This is a genomic window from Allokutzneria sp. A3M-2-11 16, from assembly GCF_024213555.1.
In the GTDB taxonomy this organism is placed as follows: Bacteria; Actinomycetota; Actinomycetes; order Mycobacteriales; family Pseudonocardiaceae; genus Allokutzneria.
Window position 1 is genome coordinate 673,548 of record NZ_JANAVO010000001.1, and the last position, 14,965, is coordinate 688,512.

The following is a 14,965-nucleotide window of genomic DNA, read 5'->3' on the forward strand; positions in this document are numbered from 1 at the left end:
AGTCAGCGAACGGACTTCAACACCTGAACCCGCGCGCGGGCCGGGATGTTCCCCGGCGGGCGCGGGAGCCTCAGCGACAGTCGGGAACGTCGTCCGGACCGGTGTTGGAGAGCATGAAGCGCTCGATGGACGCGTCGTAGGTGTCGACGATCTCCACCGGCTCCTCGGTCACCACGCCGTCGACGATGCGGTAGGAGCGGAACTCGTGCTCCTGCGGGTCACGGGTGGAGACGAGCACGTAGTGCGCGTCGGGCTCGGCGGCGATGTTCACGTCGGTGCGCGACGGGTAGGCCTCGGTCGCGGTGTGCGAGTGGTAGATGACCACCGGGGCCTCGCCGTTGGCCTCCAGTTCGCGGTGCAGGCGCAGCTGCTCCATCGAGTCGAACTGGTAGAAGGTCGGCGAACGCGCCGCGTTGGTCATCGGGATGAACCGCTCGGGCCGGTCGGAGCCCTCGGGACCGGCGAGGACACCGCACGCCTCGTCAGGGTGGTCCTCGCGGGCGTGCGCGACCATCGCGTCCACGAGGTCACGTCGGATCACCAGCACGGCGCCATCCTACGGGGACCTGGAAGGGCCGTCCCAGAATGTGAACCCGAGACGCGCAGTTCAGCGCGTGGCGCGGTGTCCGCCAACCTGCGCCGTGCCGAGTCGGGGTGTCTTCAAGTCCCGCGAACCCCGCCGACGATCATCGTTAACCGCACCCAACCCTCGCGGGACTTCGCCGGGGTTTGGGGTGGTTAGTGACAGCTGGGACGGGGGTTCGGTGTACTTGAAGACCCCCGAACCAGGCCCACGTTCATGGACGTGGCCTAGTCGCTAGGGGTTGTGGGTTCGCTGTGGCCCCACGCCACCGCGGCCTCCAGCTGTCGCGCGAGGTCCGGACAGGCCGCGTGCACCAGGACCTCCATCAGGTCCTGGATCATCGTCAGCGTGGCCGCGGCGTCGTGGCCGCCGACGGTGCCGTGCATGAGACGGGTCCCCTTGCGCGGGGAGAACAGGAAGCGGGCCGCACCGAGCGCCGTCATCCAGTCGTCGAACTCGTCGGCGTCCAGCCGCACCTCGGCGACCCCGGTCCAGCCACCGAGCACCCTGCGGGTGGAGACCAGCACCTCCGCCCGCACCCCGGGCTCGTGCCGAGCGCGGAAATCGGCCGAGATGGCCGGGTCCGCGCTGACCGCGGGGAACATCCGGCGCAGCAGGATCGTCTGGCTGAGCCGGACGCGCCTGCCGAACGGCCCGCGGCCCGCCTCCGGCACGGTGCCCGATTCGAGCACGTCCAGCAGCTGGCGCAGCACCATCCGCACCGTCGCCGCCGCGGTCGGGGTCAGCCGGAGCAGGACCTGGTCGCCCTCACGGGCGGTCTGGGCGGGCACGTCGTCGTTGTCGGGTGGCCGCGTGGCCGCGGAGTTCAGCTCTTCCACCATGGATCCGCTCGCGGGATCGAGCCCCTTCTCAGCCAACGGTGGCCACCTCGGCACGGCTCAGGCCGCCGCGCAGTCCGCAGACCATCAGCCCGGACACCAGCCGTTCCGCCTCGGCCCGCTCGGTGAACCGCGCCACCTCGGCGTAGCCCTGCTGATGGATCATGATCATTGTGCGGGCCGCGTCGATCAGGGACATGCCGCACACGCGATACAGCACGTACTGCACGACGTGCGTGGTGTTGACGTCGTCGTCCCAGACCAGGACGCGCCAGCTCGCGTCGTTCATCGGGTCAGTATGGCGGGAGCACCCCGGCAACCGAACCCGTCACCGGCCCGATTTCACCCCGCAGGCTGGACAGTCGGCCAGCCTGGGTGCCTCGACGACGTGCGCCTGCTCGGGGACGACCAGGTTCAGGCCACCGATCCGACCGGAGCGCACCGGACTTATTCCGGCGACCAGAGAAATGACCGCATAAGAGGCCAGGAATCCCGCAATACCGGCGGAAGCGGCATGCGCGGCATTACTCGCGATTTCGGCTTCCTGTGCCGGATCGGCGAGCCGGAGGCATTCGTAGCAGGCACCGAGTCCCGGGACATAAACCGCGACGGCGGCGCGCGGCCCCTGATAGCCGGCGTCCACCCAGGGCGTCCGGGTCCGCAGGCAGGCGTGGTTGGCCGACTCGTGGACACCGCTGTGCCCGCCGATGGCGAGCACCAGCACGTCGAAGCGCCGCGCCAGGTCGGTCAGGTCGGTGCGCGAGGCGACGCGCTCGGCCGAGACCGTGACGCTGATGTCGGAGTTGAGATCGCGCAGCCTGGCCGCCGCCGCCTCCGCCTTGCCCCAGCCGATGTCGGGCTCGGAGTAGATCACCTGGTGGTTGAGGTCGGCCAGCTCCACCGTGCCGTCGTCGACGCAGTGCAGGTGCCCGACACCACTGGCGGCCAGCGACAACGCCAGCGCGCCGCCGGTTCCGCCGAGGCCGATCACGGCGACGCTGGCGTCCCGCAGCTTGAGCTGGGCCTCCCACCTGCTCGGCCGCGGCGCGAGGTCCACCCACCGGTAGAACCGGGCGCCACGGGCGTACCGCGTCCGCTCGCGCTCGGTCAGCTCGTCCGGTTCGTCGGCCCTGGTGTCCTCGATGTAGCCCATGCCGATGAGCTGGCCGAGCACGCCGCGGATGTCCTCGCGGGTGCTGTCCGGGTGCCGTTCGGCGACGTGGTCGACGACCTCGCCCGCGACGCGGGTCCCGTCCAGGTTCTCCAGCAGGGTCCACACGGCGCCGGTCGGATCGGCGATCTCGGTCGCGATTCCGTGCACCGAGCCGCCGACCCTTATTCGGTCGGCGGAAATCCGGTGCGGCGCGTGCTCCGGTTTCACCCTCGGCTTCGCGCGCTCCACGAACTTCACATCGAACACCCCCAAACCCGGGCGAACCTATCGGCGCCGGGAACCGGGCGTCAATTGACCTGATACAACGCTGGGGCGCGCCTGAGCGGGATTTGACGATGCAATCCGAATTTATTTCGGAGCACTCCGAAACGCGGACGGGTAGAGATCGCGGTAGGCGGGCTTCCCGGCGACCGCGACGGCCGCGAGCATCGCGCGCACGACCGCGCGGGTGACCGCGTCCGCCGCCGCGACGCACAGCCGGTCGAGCTCGCGCGGCCGGGTCTCGGTGGTGCGGTAGCGGTGCCCGGCCCCCGTGGGCAGCTCCCGCTCCCCCGTCGCGAGCACGAAGAACGTGTCGCCGTCGTACATGGTGTGCGCGGGCCGGACCGCGCGGGCCAGCCCGTCGTGAGCCGCGATCGCCAGCCGCTGGCACTCCGCCTTGCTCAACGCGGCGTCCGTCGCGACGACACCTATGGTGGTGTTCAGCGGCTCCGGCTTCGCACCGAGGCGCTCGCGAGCGGCGGCGACCTCACCGTCGTTGGGCGCGTCGATACCGAACTCGTCGGCGACCTCAACGGACGCGCCCCACGGCAGACCGCTGTTGGGGTCCACGGCCTCACCGCAGGCGTTCATGGCCAGCAGAACGCCCACTGTGCAGCTGTCGGTCACAACGGTGCTCGCGGTGCCTATACCGCCTTTGAGCATTCCGGCCGTCGCACCGGTTCCCGCGCCGACGCAACCCATCACCACCGCGCCGTCAGTCGCGGCTTCACAGGCTGTGTAACCGAAATGCGCGTCCGGGCGGTTTCCCCAGTCGGACAGCGGGAGGTCGAACAGCACCGCGGCCGGCACCAGGGGCACGACCTGTCCAGGCTCCGCACCGACCTGGAAACCGATCCCGCGCTCGCCCAGCCACCGCATGACGCCGTCCGCGCTGGCGAGGCCGTAGGCGCTGCCTCCTGTTAGGCACACGCCATGCACGCGCTGTATGAGCGTGGACGGCTCCAGTGCGGAGGTCTCACGCGTGCCCGGCGCTCCACCACGGGTGTCGACCGCAGGGGTCGCGCCCTTGTCCGCCAAGACGACGGTGGTGCCGGTCGCCCATCCGTCTCCGATTCGCTCGTAGTGCCCAACGCGGATTCCAGGGACATCGGTGATCGCGTTGTGCGCTCCGGGCAAATCAGTCATAGGCAGGATCGTCGTCGAACAGCAGCTCGTTGACCAGACTCCCCTGCACCCAGGTCAGCCATTGGTAGACGCCGTAGTGCGGGGCGCGGGGGTCGCTCGGGTCGAGCTCGTCCGGCATGTCGTCGGTGAGGTCGAGGGCGGTGCCCAGCGCGATGCGCACGTCGTTCAGCGCCGCGACCCAGGACTCGGCCTCCGCGTCGGTCAGCCGGGCCACTCCGCCGTCGACGGGGCACGTCTCCATGACCACCGTGGTCGCCGCCGTCTTCGCCTCCAGCACCGCGGGCTCGTGCAGCGACCGCAGCGCCGCCGCCGAGTTGGCGTACTCGGCGTCGAGCTCGCCCTCCGGGTCCTGCATGCTCGCGCGGTGGAAGTCCGGCAGCAGCCGAGCCATGATCGGGTTCTCCGGCGCCAACGACGGCCCGGTGCGGATGCCGGTCAGGGCGGCCAGCTCGTCCTGCGGGGCCTCCTCGGCCCTGCCGATGAGCATGTCCCTGATCTGGTCGACCATGCCGCGGATGAGCGCGGCCTCCTGCTGTGCCAGCGTCGCCACGAGGCGATCGCCTTCACGACGCCAACTGTTCACGAGTCCCGCTGCATGGTCGCCCAGAGACCCGCGGCGTGCAGCTTCGCCACGTCGGCCTCGACCTTCTCCTTGGCACCGGAGGACACCACGGCCCTGCCTTTGCTGTGCACATCCATCATCAGCTTCTCGGCGTGATCCCTGCTGAAGCCAAAGAGCTTCTGGAAGACATGGGTGACGTAGGACATCAGGTTGACCGGGTCGTTCCACACGACCGTCATCCACGGTTTGTCTTGGGCACCGACCGCGTCCTCGGTCGGCTCAACCTGTGTCCGCTCCTGCGCAACAAGCGTGGACATGGGGACCATGGTGTCACGCTCCCACGACGGCTGCGAACGGCACGATCAGTGCATTGAATGACATTCGCCCCTTCCGCGTGAAGCTCGGTCGTAGGCTTCCACCCCATGACCGCGTCGAGCACCGCTTTCCTGACCGACCACTACGAGCTGACGATGCTGGCCAGCGCACTGCGCGACGGCACAGCGGACCGGCCGTGCGTGTTCGAGTTGTTCGCGCGGCGGTTGCCGACAGGACGGCGCTACGGAGTCGTCGCGGGCACCGGTCGGTTCCTGGACGCGCTGGCGGACTTCCGTTTCGGCGAGGAAGAGCTCGCCAAGCTCGAAGCGTCCACGGTGGTCGACCGCGCGACCCTGGACTGGCTGGCGGACTACCGGTTCAGCGGCGACATCGTCGGCTACCCGGAAGGCGAGCTGTACTTCCCCGGCTCCCCGGTCATGACCGTGACGGCGTCCTTCGGCGAGGGCGTGCTGCTGGAGACGCTGGCGCTGTCCATCCTCAACCACGACAGCGCTGTTGCCTCCGCGGCGGCGCGGATGTCGTCCGCGGCCAACGGGCGCAGGCTGATCGAGATGGGCTCGCGGCGCACGCACGAGGAAGCCGCGGTTGCGTCGGCCCGCTGCGCGTACCTCACCGGCTTCACCTCAACGTCCAATTTGGAGGCCGGACGGCGCTACGGCATCCCGACCGCGGGCACGTGCGCACACGCCTTCACGTTGTTGCACGACAGCGAAGAGGACGCGTTCCGCGCACAGGTCGACGCGCTCGGCGTGCAGACCACGCTCCTCGTGGACACCTACGACATCAGCCGGGGCATCGAACGCGCTGTCCGCGTCGCGGGCCCGAAGCTCGGCGCGGTGCGGATCGACTCCGGCGACCTCGGCGTGCTCGCGCGACAGGCACGCGAACAGCTCGACGCCCTCGGCGCACGCGAGACCAAGATCGTGGTCTCTGGAGACCTGGACGAATATTCGATCGCCGCGCTGCGCGCCGAGCCGGTGGACGCCTACGGCGTGGGCACCTCGCTGGTGACCGGCTCCGGCGCGCCGACCGCCGGGATGGTCTACAAGCTGGTCGAGGTGGACGGTCGCCCGGTCGCGAAACGCAGCTCCCACAAGGAGTCCAGGGGCGGGCGCAAGGCCGCGCTGCGCCGCTACAAGGCGACCGGCACCGCGGTGGAGGAGGTCGTCTACCACGTGGACGGTCCCGCGCCGGAACATCACGATCACGACAGGGAACTCCAGATCCCCCTGGTGCGCGCTGGACAGGTGGTGCCGGACCTGCCCACCCTGGACGACGGCAGGCAGCGGCTGCGCCAGGCACTGGTCAGCGTACCGTGGGAGGGCTTGGCGCTCTCCGGCGGCGAGCCGGTCATCCCGACGGTCTTCGCGTGAGGGGGCTTCGATGACTAGAGCACTCATCGTTGTGGACGTGCAGAACGACTTCTGCGAGGGCGGCTCGCTCGCGGTGAACGGCGGGGCCGCGGTCGCGGCCGCGATCTCCCAGCACATCACCGCGAACGCCTACGACCACGTCGTGGCGACGCGGGACTACCACGTCGACCCGGGCGACCACTTCAGCGAGAACCCGGACTACGTCGACTCCTGGCCAGTGCACTGCGTCGCGGGCACCGCGGGCGCGTCCTTCCACCCGGAGCTGGACATCACGCGTGTGGAGGCGGTCTTCTCGAAGGGCGCGTACTCGGCGGCGTACTCCGGCTTCGAGGGGGCCGACGCTGTGGGACGCACGCTCGCCGACTGGTTGCGCGAGCGGAACGTGGACGCTGTCGATGTCGTAGGGATCGCGACCGACCACTGTGTACGCGCGACAGCCTTGGACGCCGCACGTGAAGGTTTCTCGGTCACCGTGCTGCTCGGCCTCACCGCGGGCGTCTCGCAGTCCACTGTGGACACAGCGCTCACCGCGCTCGGTGACGCCGGGGTCCGGACAGACGGAACCCCGGTGGTCCGCTAGGTCCCACCGGGGTTCGCCGTCAGCTCAGCGGAGCTCAGAAGCTGGGGCGGCACTCCACGCTGCCCACGATGATGCTGCCGCGCAACGGGGTGACCCCCGCGGGCGGGAACGCCACGCGCATCACGTTGAGGCGGATGGCGCCCTGGTCCTTGGTGACCTCGTTGAAGAACACGCGGGCGAGCAGCTCGCCCTTGTTGTTCTTCAGCGGGATCATGTGGCCCGCGGGCATCGGGTTGGGGATCTCCAGGCCGCTCACACCGCCGAGGGAGAACTTGCCGCTGGTCCCGGTCGGCGTCGAGGTGCACTCCGCGGAGTAGGTCGAAACGCGGGTGATCTTCGTGTAGCCGTACTGCTTCAGCGCGGTCAGCTCGAACTTCGTGCCGCTCATCTTGACGACGTTGTCGTCGCCGACCTTCTTGCACTCCGTGGTGCCCTTGCCGAACTTGGCGATGGAGCCGTACGTCTTCGCCGGTTCCGTACCGCTGCTCGGCGTCGGGGTCTGCGGGTCCACGTCGCAGAGCGCGAGATCGCCGCTGCTGGTCGTGGTCTCGCCGCTGGTGACGTTGACCCTGCCGACGTTGGCCGAACCGTCCTGGATCTCGCCCGCCGCGTACGCGGGCGAGCCGACCGCGACGGTGGTGGCCAGCACGGCGCCGATGACGGCGATCCGACGCATATCTGACCTGGTGCTCATTGTTGTTACCTTCTTCCGCGCCATGAACTGCGACGGCCCGTCCATTCAGGACGGACGCGTTCCTGCTCGGTTCATCGGCCGAACGGGCGAACGCTGTACAAGATTCACCGGCCGCCACCCGTTCGAGAGAGTCATCCGCCCCGTCCGAGCGACGACCCTCGATCGTCGCGACGGAGAGCAACCACGGGACACCCGACGCGGGTACGGTGGGCGGACATGATCGATGCTGCGGCCCGCGCGGTCGCTCTCCGATTCCTCGCCACGCTGGACGAAGCGGCGCAGGGACTCGTCACCGGACTGCACGTGGTCGGGTCGGCGGTACTGGACGACTACCGGGCGGGCCACTCCGACCTCGACGTCGTCGTCGAACTCTCCCGCCCCGCCGATCTCGCCGTGCTCGCGGCCGCGCACACCGGCCCGGGGGTCGAGGTCGAGGCGCTGTACGTGCGCGAAGGCGAGCTGAACGGGCGGGTCGAGGACGTCGCGGCCGGGCCGTGGGCGAACCTGGGCGCCGTCACCACCACCGAGCGCTCCTTCCAGCTCAACCCCGTCACGTGGCTCCAGCTCGCCGGTCCGGCCGAGACCCTGCGCGGCCCCGAACCGAAGCCGCACGTCGACGTCGAGGCCGCGAAGCGGTTCTGCCGTCAGAACATCGCCGAGTACTGGGCACCGCTGCTCGACCAGGCGGCAGCCGCCGCGGTCCTGCCGCCCACCGCCGTCGAGTGGATCGCGCTCGGGCCGCCCCGGCTGTGGCACACGGTGCGGACCGGGGAAGTCGTCGGCAAGTCACAGGCAGGGCGGATCGCCGCCGCTCACTGGCCGGACCTGGCGGCCGAGCTGGACGACGTCGTCGCCGCGCGGGCCGGGCGGCCACGCGGCCTGACCGCACAGCACGGGAAGGCGGCTGTGGAACTCGGTCAGCGCGTGCTGCACGAGCTGTCGGGGGCGGGAGGTACCGTCTCCTGACGTGTCCCCTGCCTCCCCCAGCACCCTGACCGCAACGCGAAAACCGCACGAGATCCCGGAAGTGCGCGCCTTGCTCGCCGCCGCCGTGGAGGCAGTCGGCGGAACCGAGCGACCAGGGCAGCTGACAATGGCGGAGGCGGTCGCGCACACCATCGCCAGCGGGGAGCACCTCGCCGTGCAGGCGGGCACCGGCACCGGCAAGTCGCTGGCCTACCTCGTCCCCGCGCTGCGGCACGCCGTCGCCGCCGAGGCCACAGTGGTGGTCTCCACGGCGACCATCGCGCTGCAACGCCAGCTGGTGGACCGCGACCTGCCCCGGTTGGCCAAGACGCTGAAACCGTTGCTGGGCAGGGAACCGCGGTTCGCGATCCTCAAGGGCCGCCGCAACTACCTGTGCATGCACAAGATCCACGGGGAGCTCGAGGACGAGCCCGAGGACAACGCGCTGTTCGACCAGTTCGCGATCTCGGCCATGGGCCGCCAGGTGAAGCGGCTGCACGAGTGGTCGTCGGACACCGAGACCGGGGACCGCGACGAGCTCGTGCCCGGCGTGACCGACCAGGCGTGGCGGCAGGTGTCGGTCACCGCCAAGGAATGCCTCGGGGTGAGCAAGTGCCCCATCGGCGTGGACTGCTTCGCCGAACGCGCGCGGGGCGAGGCGGGCAAGGCCGATGTCGTGGTCACCAACCACGCGCTGCTGGCCATCGACGCCCTTGAGGGCTACAAGGTGCTGCCCGAGCACGACGTGGTGATCATCGACGAGGCGCACGACCTGGTGGACCGGGTGACCTCGGTCGCCACCAACGAGCTCACCTCCGGCCTGGTCGGCACTGCGGCCCGGCGGGTCGGCAGGCTGATCGACCAGGACGTGGCCGACCGGCTCGCGGAGGCGGCGGACGGGCTCGCGCTGATCATGGACGACGTGGCGTCCGGGCGGTTGGAGGCGCTGCCGAAGCCGCTGGCCGGAGCCCTGGCCGCGGTGCGCGACGCCGCGCACGCCTGCATCTCCGCGCTCGGCCCCGAGCGCAAGGAGGACCTGGACGGGACGGCCAAGCGCAAGATCGCGCTCGCCTCGCTCGACGAGGTGCACGACACCGCCTACCGGCTGCTCGGTGCGTTCGAGGCGCCCGAGGCGGAGCGGCGCGACGTGGTGTGGCTGTCCAGCGACTGGGAGCGGATCCGCCCGCCGTCGCTGCACGTGGCGCCGCTGTCGGTGGGCGGCCTGCTGCGGGAGAAGCTGTTCGGGCCGCGGTCGGTCGTGCTCACCTCCGCGACGCTCGCGCTCGGCGGCTCGTTCGACACCCTGGGCAGGCAGTGGGGGCTGCCGCCGTCGTCGACGGCCGTCCGGGCCGAGGGCGCCGCCATCGAGAAGGAGGTGCCGTCGGACGCGAGCGCTCCGCGCTGGACCGGGATCGACGTCGGTTCGCCGTTCGAGCACCAGCGCAGCGGCATCCTCTACATCGCGCGGCACCTTCCGCAGCCGGGCCGCGACGGCCTGCCGGAGGAGTACCTGAGCGAGCTGGCCGAACTGGTCCAGGCGGCGGGCGGGCGCACGCTCGGCCTGTTCTCCTCGATGCGGGCCGCGAAACAGGCGTCGGAGGAGCTGCGGAAGCGGATCGAGCAGCCGATCCTGTGCCAGGGCGACGACGCCACCGGGCAGCTGGTGAAGAAGTTCGCCGAGGACGTCGAGACCTGCCTGTTCGGCACGTTGTCGCTGTGGCAGGGCGTGGACGTGCCGGGTCCGTCGCTGCAACTCGTGGTGATGGACCGCATCCCGTTCCCGCGCCCCGACGATCCGCTGGCGTCCGCTCGGCAGAAGGCCGTCTCGGCGCGCGGCGGCAACGGCTTCATGACCGTGGCGGGCACCCACGCGGCGCTGCTGCTCGCCCAGGGCGCGGGGAGGCTGCTGCGCTCGAACGACGACAAGGGCGTGATCGCGGTCCTGGACCCGCGACTGATGACCGCCCGCTACGGCAGTTTCCTCCGCGCGTCCCTGCCGCCCTTCTGGACGACCACCGACCCCGCCGTGGTCCGCAGCGCCCTCGAACGCATCAACACCTAACCCCTGGCCCCGCCGCCTCCCCCGCACAGCAGTTAGCCGGTCTTCAAGTACAACGAACCCCCTCCCCAGGAGTCGCAAACCGCCCCCTACCCACCGCGCGGCGCGACGTACCGGCGTGCGCGCGCTGGGATGTGGCTGAGGTTGGGTGCGGTTTGCGACCGCGGGGAGGGGGGTTGGGGGTACTTGAAGACCGTCACACTGCGGGCCACTGGGTGATCACGGTGATCGTGCCGGGGTCGACCTCGGTGAAGCCCGCGTCGCGGACGGCTACCACGCGCTTCGCCTTCCAGGCCAGGGCGGGGTCGTCGGCGGGGTGGAGGTTCTGCCAGCGTGCGCGGTCGGCTTTTCGGACTGCGCAAGGGAATCCGGCCTCCGCCCAGTCCGCGAGGTCGGCGTCGCGGCCATCCGCGTGCAGCAACGCGGCCAGCAGCATCGTTGCGTGGCCGACCTGTGCCGCTGCCTTGCCCACGGTCATCGCCACGTCCGGGTTGAGCCACAGCACCGGGACGTCCTCGGGCGGAGCCGGTGGCTGCTCGTCCTCGGGCAGCTCGCTGCCGGAGATCTGGAGGCGGCTCAGCACGCGTGGGGTCTCCACCACCAAGCCGGGCAGCAGCGAACGCACCTCCGCGCCGCCGTGCGCCACTGTGACGCCGGGCATGTCCTGAACGGCGGTCCAGTGCGCTCCGCGAGCGCGGCGGGACACCTTGCGGATGCGGCCGCACATCCACGCGTGCACCTCGTCGTGCCACGGCTGCCCCGGAGCGGCGAGCGGGTCCAGGCAGACCGCGATCGCCGAGGAGGCCGCCGCCGCGAGCACCGCGGAACGCGACGGCGGATCGGCCTTCTCGATGCGCAGCACCATCGGCATCGCGCGCACCTGTTCCGGCACCTCGTCGGAAGTGTCCACTGTGGACTCCGCAGAGCGGCGCAGCCAGGAGACGTAGCGGTCGGCGAGCGGGTCCAGGATCGCGGCGGTGGCCAGCACCCCGCTAGTCAACCAGCTGGTCAATCACTCGATGTTGACGCGGTCGGCGGGCAGGCCGTCCGCCGCGTCCGCGGCCTCCACCTCGGCCCGGGTCACGCCGAGCACGAACAGCACGGCGTCCAGGAAGGGCAGCGACAGCGCGGTGTCGGCCACCTCGCGCAGCGCGGGCTTGGCGTTGAAGGCCACGCCCAGACCCGCCGTGGAGAGCATGTCGATGTCATTGGCGCCGTCGCCCACCGCGACGCACTGCGCGAGCGGGATCTCGTACTCGCCCGCGAAGCGGCGCAACGCCTCGGCCTTGCCCGCGCGGTCGACGACCTCGCCGACGACCCGCCCGGTCAGCACGCCGTCGACCACCTCCAGGTCGTTGGCCGCGCAGAAGTCCAGGTCCAGGTCCTCACCGAGGCGGAGCACGACCTGGGTGAAGCCGCCGGACACCACACCGCAGCGAAAGCCGAGCCGCTTCAGGGTGCGCACCGTGGTCCGCGCGCCCGGGGTCAGCTCCAGTGCGTCGGCCACCTCCTCGAGCGCCTTCTCCGGCAGGCCCTTCAGCAGCGCGACGCGGCGCTCCAGCGACTGGCCGAAGTCCAGCTCGCCGCGCATGGCCGCCTCGGTGATCTCGCGGACCTCGTCCTCGTGGCCCGCCTTCGCCGCCAGCATCTCGATCACCTCGCCCTGGATCAGCGTGGAGTCCACGTCGAAGACCACGAGCCGCTTCGCCCGGCGGGTCAGCCCGGACTGCTCGACGGCGATGTCCACGCCGATGCGCGAGGAGAGCTCGACCATGGCGGCGCGCAGCTCGGCGTCGCCCTGGGGGGTCTGGTCCGCGGTGGTCACCGACAGTTCGAGGCCGGTGACCGGGTAGTCCGCGACGCGGCGGATCGAGTCGATGTTGGTGTCCAGTGCGGCGAGCTTGCGGGAGACCTCGGTGAACGCCCGCGCGGTGACCGGGCGGCCCATGACGATCAGGTGGTGGGTGGAGCCCAGCTGCGCGGTGGGCACGGCCGCGCCGACCTCGACGTCGACGTGCATCCCCACGGTGGCCATGGCCTGCTCGACCATCTCGTGCAGTCCCTCGGGGTCGTGGTCGGTGGAGACCAGCACGCCGAGCACCAGCCTGCCGCGGATCACCACCTGCTCGACGTCGAGCACCTCGACGCCGTGCCTGGTCAGCGCGGCGAACAGGACCGAGGTCACACCCGGCTTGTCCGGCCCGGTCACGGTCATCAGCACGGGGGTCGCGTTCGGGCCGGTCACGGTTTCTGGCTCCTCTTCGGACGTTCAGGACAACGGGACAACGCGAACGAGCCCCCGGGCATCACTGCCCAGGGGCTCGTCGTCGAGCACTGCTGCGGTACCGCCTACTTCGCCTTGGGGTCGCCCTTGGTCTCATCATCCGGCTGCACCGCGGCGGCCGCCACCTCGGACGGGGCCGCGTGCTGCTTGCCGTGCTTGCCGCCGATGTGCGCCTCGGCGCGGAACCGCTCCACCATGTGCGGGTAGTGCAGCTCGAACGCCGGGCGCTCGGAGCGGATGCGGGGCAGCTCGGTGAAGTTGTGCCGGGGCGGCGGGCAGGACGTGGCCCACTCCAGGGAGTTGCCGTAGCCCCACGGGTCGTCCACCGTCACGACCTCGCCGTAGCGGTAGCTCTTGAACGCGTTCCACAGGAACGGCAGCATCGACGCGCCGAGGATGTAGGCGCCGATGGTGGAGATCATGTTGAGCGTGGTGAACCCGTCGGTCGGGATGTAGTCCGCGTACCGGCGCGGCATGCCCTCGTTGCCCAGCCAGTGCTGCACCAGGAACGTCAGGTGGAAGCCGATGAACGTGGTCCAGAAGTGCAGCTTGCCCAGCGGCTCGTCCATCATCCGGCCGGTCATCTTCGGGAACCAGAAGTAGATGCCCGCGAAGGTGGCGAAGGCGATGGTGCCGTAGAGCACGTAGTGGAAGTGCGCCACCACGAAGTAGCTGTCCGAGACGTGGAAGTCGATCGCCGGGGCCGCCAGCAGGACGCCGGAGAGGCCGCCGAAGAGGAACGTCACGATGAAGCCGATGCTGAAGAGCATGGGCGTCTCGAAGGTGAGCTGCCCCTTCCACATCGTGCCGATCCAGTTGAAGAACTTCACGCCGGTCGGGACCGCGATGAGGAAGGTCATGAAGGCGAAGAACGGCAGCAGCACGGCGCCGGTCGCGTACATGTGGTGCGCCCACACCGCGACGGACAGGGCCGCGATGCCCAGGGTCGCCCAGACCAGGCCCTTGTAGCCGAAGATCGGCTTGCGGCTGAACACCGGGAAGATCTCGGAGACGATGCCGAAGAACGGCAGCGCCACGATGTAGACCTCGGGGTGGCCGAAGAACCAGAACAGGTGCTGCCAGAGGATCACGCCGCCGTTGGCCGGGTCGAACACGTGCGCGCCCAGGTGCCGGTCGGCCAGCAGGCCGAGCAGCGCGGCGGTCAGGATCGGGAACGCGATGAGCACCAGGAGGCTGGTGATCAGGATGTTCCAGGTGAAGATCGGCATCCGGTACATCGTCATGCCCGGCGCGCGCAGGCAGATCACCGTGGTGATCATGTTGACCGCGCCGAGGATGGTGCCCAGACCACCGACCACCAGGCCCGTGATCCACAGGTCCGCGCCGACGCCGGGCGAGTGGATCGCGTCCGAGAGCGGCGTGTAGGCGAACCAGCCGAAGTCGGCGGCGCCGCCGGGGGTGATGAAGCCCGCCATCACGATGAGCCCACCGAAGAGGTAGAGCCAGTACGAGAAGGCGTTGAGGCGCGGGAACGCCACGTCGGGCGAGCCGATCTGCAGCGGCATGATGAAGTTGGCGAAGCCGAAGACGATCGGCGTCGCGTACAGCAGCAGCATCACCGTGCCGTGCATGGTGAACAGCTGGTTGTACTGCTCCTGCGAGAGCACCTGCATGCCCGGGACGGCGAGCTCGGTCCGCATCAGCATCGCCATGACGCCGCCGACCAGGAAGAACGCCATCGCCGTGACGATGTACATGATCCCGATTTGCTTGTGATCCGTCGTGCTGAACATCCGCAGCAGGAACGAACCCTTGACCGAGTCACGCGTCGGATAAGGACGCGTGGCGATCGGCTGGGGGGCTACGGCCGTCACGATGCCTCCTGAGCTGTACTGCGGCGCCTATCTGGGCCGTCGGCGTCCGGCATACGTAGCCTGCCCGGACATCCGAGGGAATCGTAGACCGCGCGCCTTCCGGCGGCGCGCCTGGGCCGCTCCCACGGCGGGCGGCGTCGGCCAGGTCACAACCACCACCCCCGAGGGGGCCGTTCGGCGACGACCGCTATCGAGACTCCTATCGACGATTGCCCCGTTCGGCCGCGGTAGATCAGCATCCGGAGCCATCCGGTCGCCGCCTACTCCAGCTGA

At 70.1% G+C, this 14,965-nt stretch carries 15 protein-coding genes; 4 read left to right on the top strand and 11 right to left on the bottom strand.

Annotation, left to right across the window (positions count from 1 at the left end):
• Positions 1–70: 70 nt before the first annotated feature.
• The 7 genes from NLX83_RS03405 to clpS all read right to left on the bottom strand — a co-directional run bounded on the left by NLX83_RS03405 (position 71) and on the right by clpS (position 4,882).
• Positions 71–547 (bottom strand): M67 family metallopeptidase, encoded by a 477-nt coding sequence (locus tag NLX83_RS03405; protein WP_308209266.1) that lies wholly within the window; start codon positions 545–547, stop codon positions 71–73.
• A 263-nt stretch (positions 548–810) separates the two neighbouring features.
• Positions 811–1,461 (bottom strand): DUF2017 family protein, encoded by a 651-nt coding sequence (locus NLX83_RS03410; protein ID WP_254233396.1) that lies wholly within the window; start codon positions 1,459–1,461, stop codon positions 811–813.
• Entirely contained in the window at positions 1,454–1,711 is a 258-nt protein-coding gene (locus tag NLX83_RS03415) for an ATP-dependent Clp protease adaptor ClpS (RefSeq protein ID WP_254233397.1), read from the bottom strand. The genes NLX83_RS03410 and NLX83_RS03415 overlap by 8 nt, the downstream gene beginning before the upstream one ends.
• A 39-nt stretch (positions 1,712–1,750) precedes the next feature.
• A complete protein-coding gene (locus NLX83_RS03420) occupies positions 1,751–2,833 on the bottom strand; it encodes a HesA/MoeB/ThiF family protein (RefSeq protein ID WP_254233398.1) in 1,083 nt (360 codons plus the stop codon).
• A gap of 111 nt (positions 2,834–2,944) precedes the next feature.
• Complete coding sequence (locus tag NLX83_RS03425; protein WP_254233399.1) at positions 2,945–4,003, bottom strand: P1 family peptidase; 1,059 nt, start codon at positions 4,001–4,003, stop codon at positions 2,945–2,947.
• The gene (locus NLX83_RS03430) at positions 3,996–4,586 is read right to left on the bottom strand and encodes a DUF2017 domain-containing protein (protein WP_254233400.1); all 591 of its coding nucleotides are present in this window, start codon (positions 4,584–4,586) and stop codon (positions 3,996–3,998) included. Before NLX83_RS03430 ends, NLX83_RS03425 begins: the two co-directional genes overlap by 8 nt.
• Positions 4,583–4,882, bottom strand: a complete 300-nt coding sequence (clpS, locus tag NLX83_RS03435) for an ATP-dependent Clp protease adapter ClpS (RefSeq protein ID WP_254233401.1) — start codon at positions 4,880–4,882, stop codon at positions 4,583–4,585. The genes NLX83_RS03430 and clpS overlap by 4 nt, the downstream gene beginning before the upstream one ends.
• A 105-nt stretch (positions 4,883–4,987) precedes the next feature.
• Here clpS and NLX83_RS03440 point away from each other — a divergent pair, with 105 nt between their 5' ends.
• The gene (locus NLX83_RS03440; RefSeq protein ID WP_254233402.1) at positions 4,988–6,274 is read left to right on the top strand and encodes a nicotinate phosphoribosyltransferase; all 1,287 of its coding nucleotides are present in this window, start codon (positions 4,988–4,990) and stop codon (positions 6,272–6,274) included.
• 10 nt (positions 6,275–6,284) lie between these two features.
• On the top strand, positions 6,285–6,854 hold the full coding sequence (locus NLX83_RS03445) for an isochorismatase family protein (protein ID WP_254233403.1): 570 nt from the start codon (positions 6,285–6,287) through the stop codon (positions 6,852–6,854).
• Between the two features lie 34 nt (positions 6,855–6,888).
• On the opposite strand, the gene NLX83_RS03450 is transcribed toward NLX83_RS03445, so the two are convergent.
• Positions 6,889–7,548 (bottom strand): hypothetical protein, encoded by a 660-nt coding sequence (locus NLX83_RS03450; protein WP_254233404.1) that lies wholly within the window; start codon positions 7,546–7,548, stop codon positions 6,889–6,891.
• Positions 7,549–7,764: 216 nt separating this feature from the next.
• On the opposite strand from NLX83_RS03450, the gene NLX83_RS03455 reads away from it, so the two are divergent.
• Together NLX83_RS03455 and NLX83_RS03460 are read left to right on the top strand one after the other, a co-directional pair.
• A complete protein-coding gene (locus NLX83_RS03455) occupies positions 7,765–8,514 on the top strand; it encodes a nucleotidyltransferase domain-containing protein (RefSeq protein ID WP_254233405.1) in 750 nt (249 codons plus the stop codon).
• A 127-nt stretch (positions 8,515–8,641) separates the two neighbouring features.
• Entirely contained in the window at positions 8,642–10,576 is a 1,935-nt protein-coding gene (locus NLX83_RS03460) for an ATP-dependent DNA helicase (protein WP_254236065.1), read from the top strand.
• A 193-nt stretch (positions 10,577–10,769) separates the two neighbouring features.
• Here the strand turns inward: NLX83_RS03460 and NLX83_RS03465 are convergent, their stop codons facing one another.
• From NLX83_RS03465 to ctaD, 3 genes are all read right to left on the bottom strand, one after another.
• The gene (locus NLX83_RS03465) at positions 10,770–11,585 is read right to left on the bottom strand and encodes a peptidyl-tRNA hydrolase (protein WP_254233406.1); all 816 of its coding nucleotides are present in this window, start codon (positions 11,583–11,585) and stop codon (positions 10,770–10,772) included.
• Positions 11,586–12,788 (bottom strand): phosphoserine phosphatase SerB, encoded by a 1,203-nt coding sequence (gene serB, locus NLX83_RS03470; RefSeq protein ID WP_254236066.1) that lies wholly within the window; start codon positions 12,786–12,788, stop codon positions 11,586–11,588.
• A 134-nt stretch (positions 12,789–12,922) separates the two neighbouring features.
• Complete coding sequence (gene ctaD / locus NLX83_RS03475) at positions 12,923–14,692, bottom strand: aa3-type cytochrome oxidase subunit I (RefSeq protein WP_254233407.1); 1,770 nt, start codon at positions 14,690–14,692, stop codon at positions 12,923–12,925.
• Between the last annotated feature and the right edge of the window lie 273 nt (positions 14,693–14,965).

Coding starts and splice junctions, on each gene's coding strand:
- NLX83_RS03415 (WP_254233397.1), bottom strand. CDS start 1,711: ATGAACGACGCGAGCTGGCGCGTCCTGGTCTGGGACGACGACGTCAAC.
- NLX83_RS03425 (WP_254233399.1), bottom strand. CDS start 4,003: ATGACTGATTTGCCCGGAGCGCACAACGCGATCACCGATGTCCCTGGA.
- clpS (WP_254233401.1), bottom strand. CDS start 4,882: ATGTCCACGCTTGTTGCGCAGGAGCGGACACAGGTTGAGCCGACCGAG.
- NLX83_RS03440 (WP_254233402.1), top strand. CDS start 4,988: ATGACCGCGTCGAGCACCGCTTTCCTGACCGACCACTACGAGCTGACG.
- NLX83_RS03445 (WP_254233403.1), top strand. CDS start 6,285: ATGACTAGAGCACTCATCGTTGTGGACGTGCAGAACGACTTCTGCGAG.
- NLX83_RS03450 (WP_254233404.1), bottom strand. CDS start 7,548: ATGAGCACCAGGTCAGATATGCGTCGGATCGCCGTCATCGGCGCCGTG.
- NLX83_RS03455 (WP_254233405.1), top strand. CDS start 7,765: ATGATCGATGCTGCGGCCCGCGCGGTCGCTCTCCGATTCCTCGCCACG.
- NLX83_RS03460 (WP_254236065.1), top strand. CDS start 8,642: ATGGCGGAGGCGGTCGCGCACACCATCGCCAGCGGGGAGCACCTCGCC.
- serB (WP_254236066.1), bottom strand. CDS start 12,788: ATGACCGTGACCGGGCCGGACAAGCCGGGTGTGACCTCGGTCCTGTTC.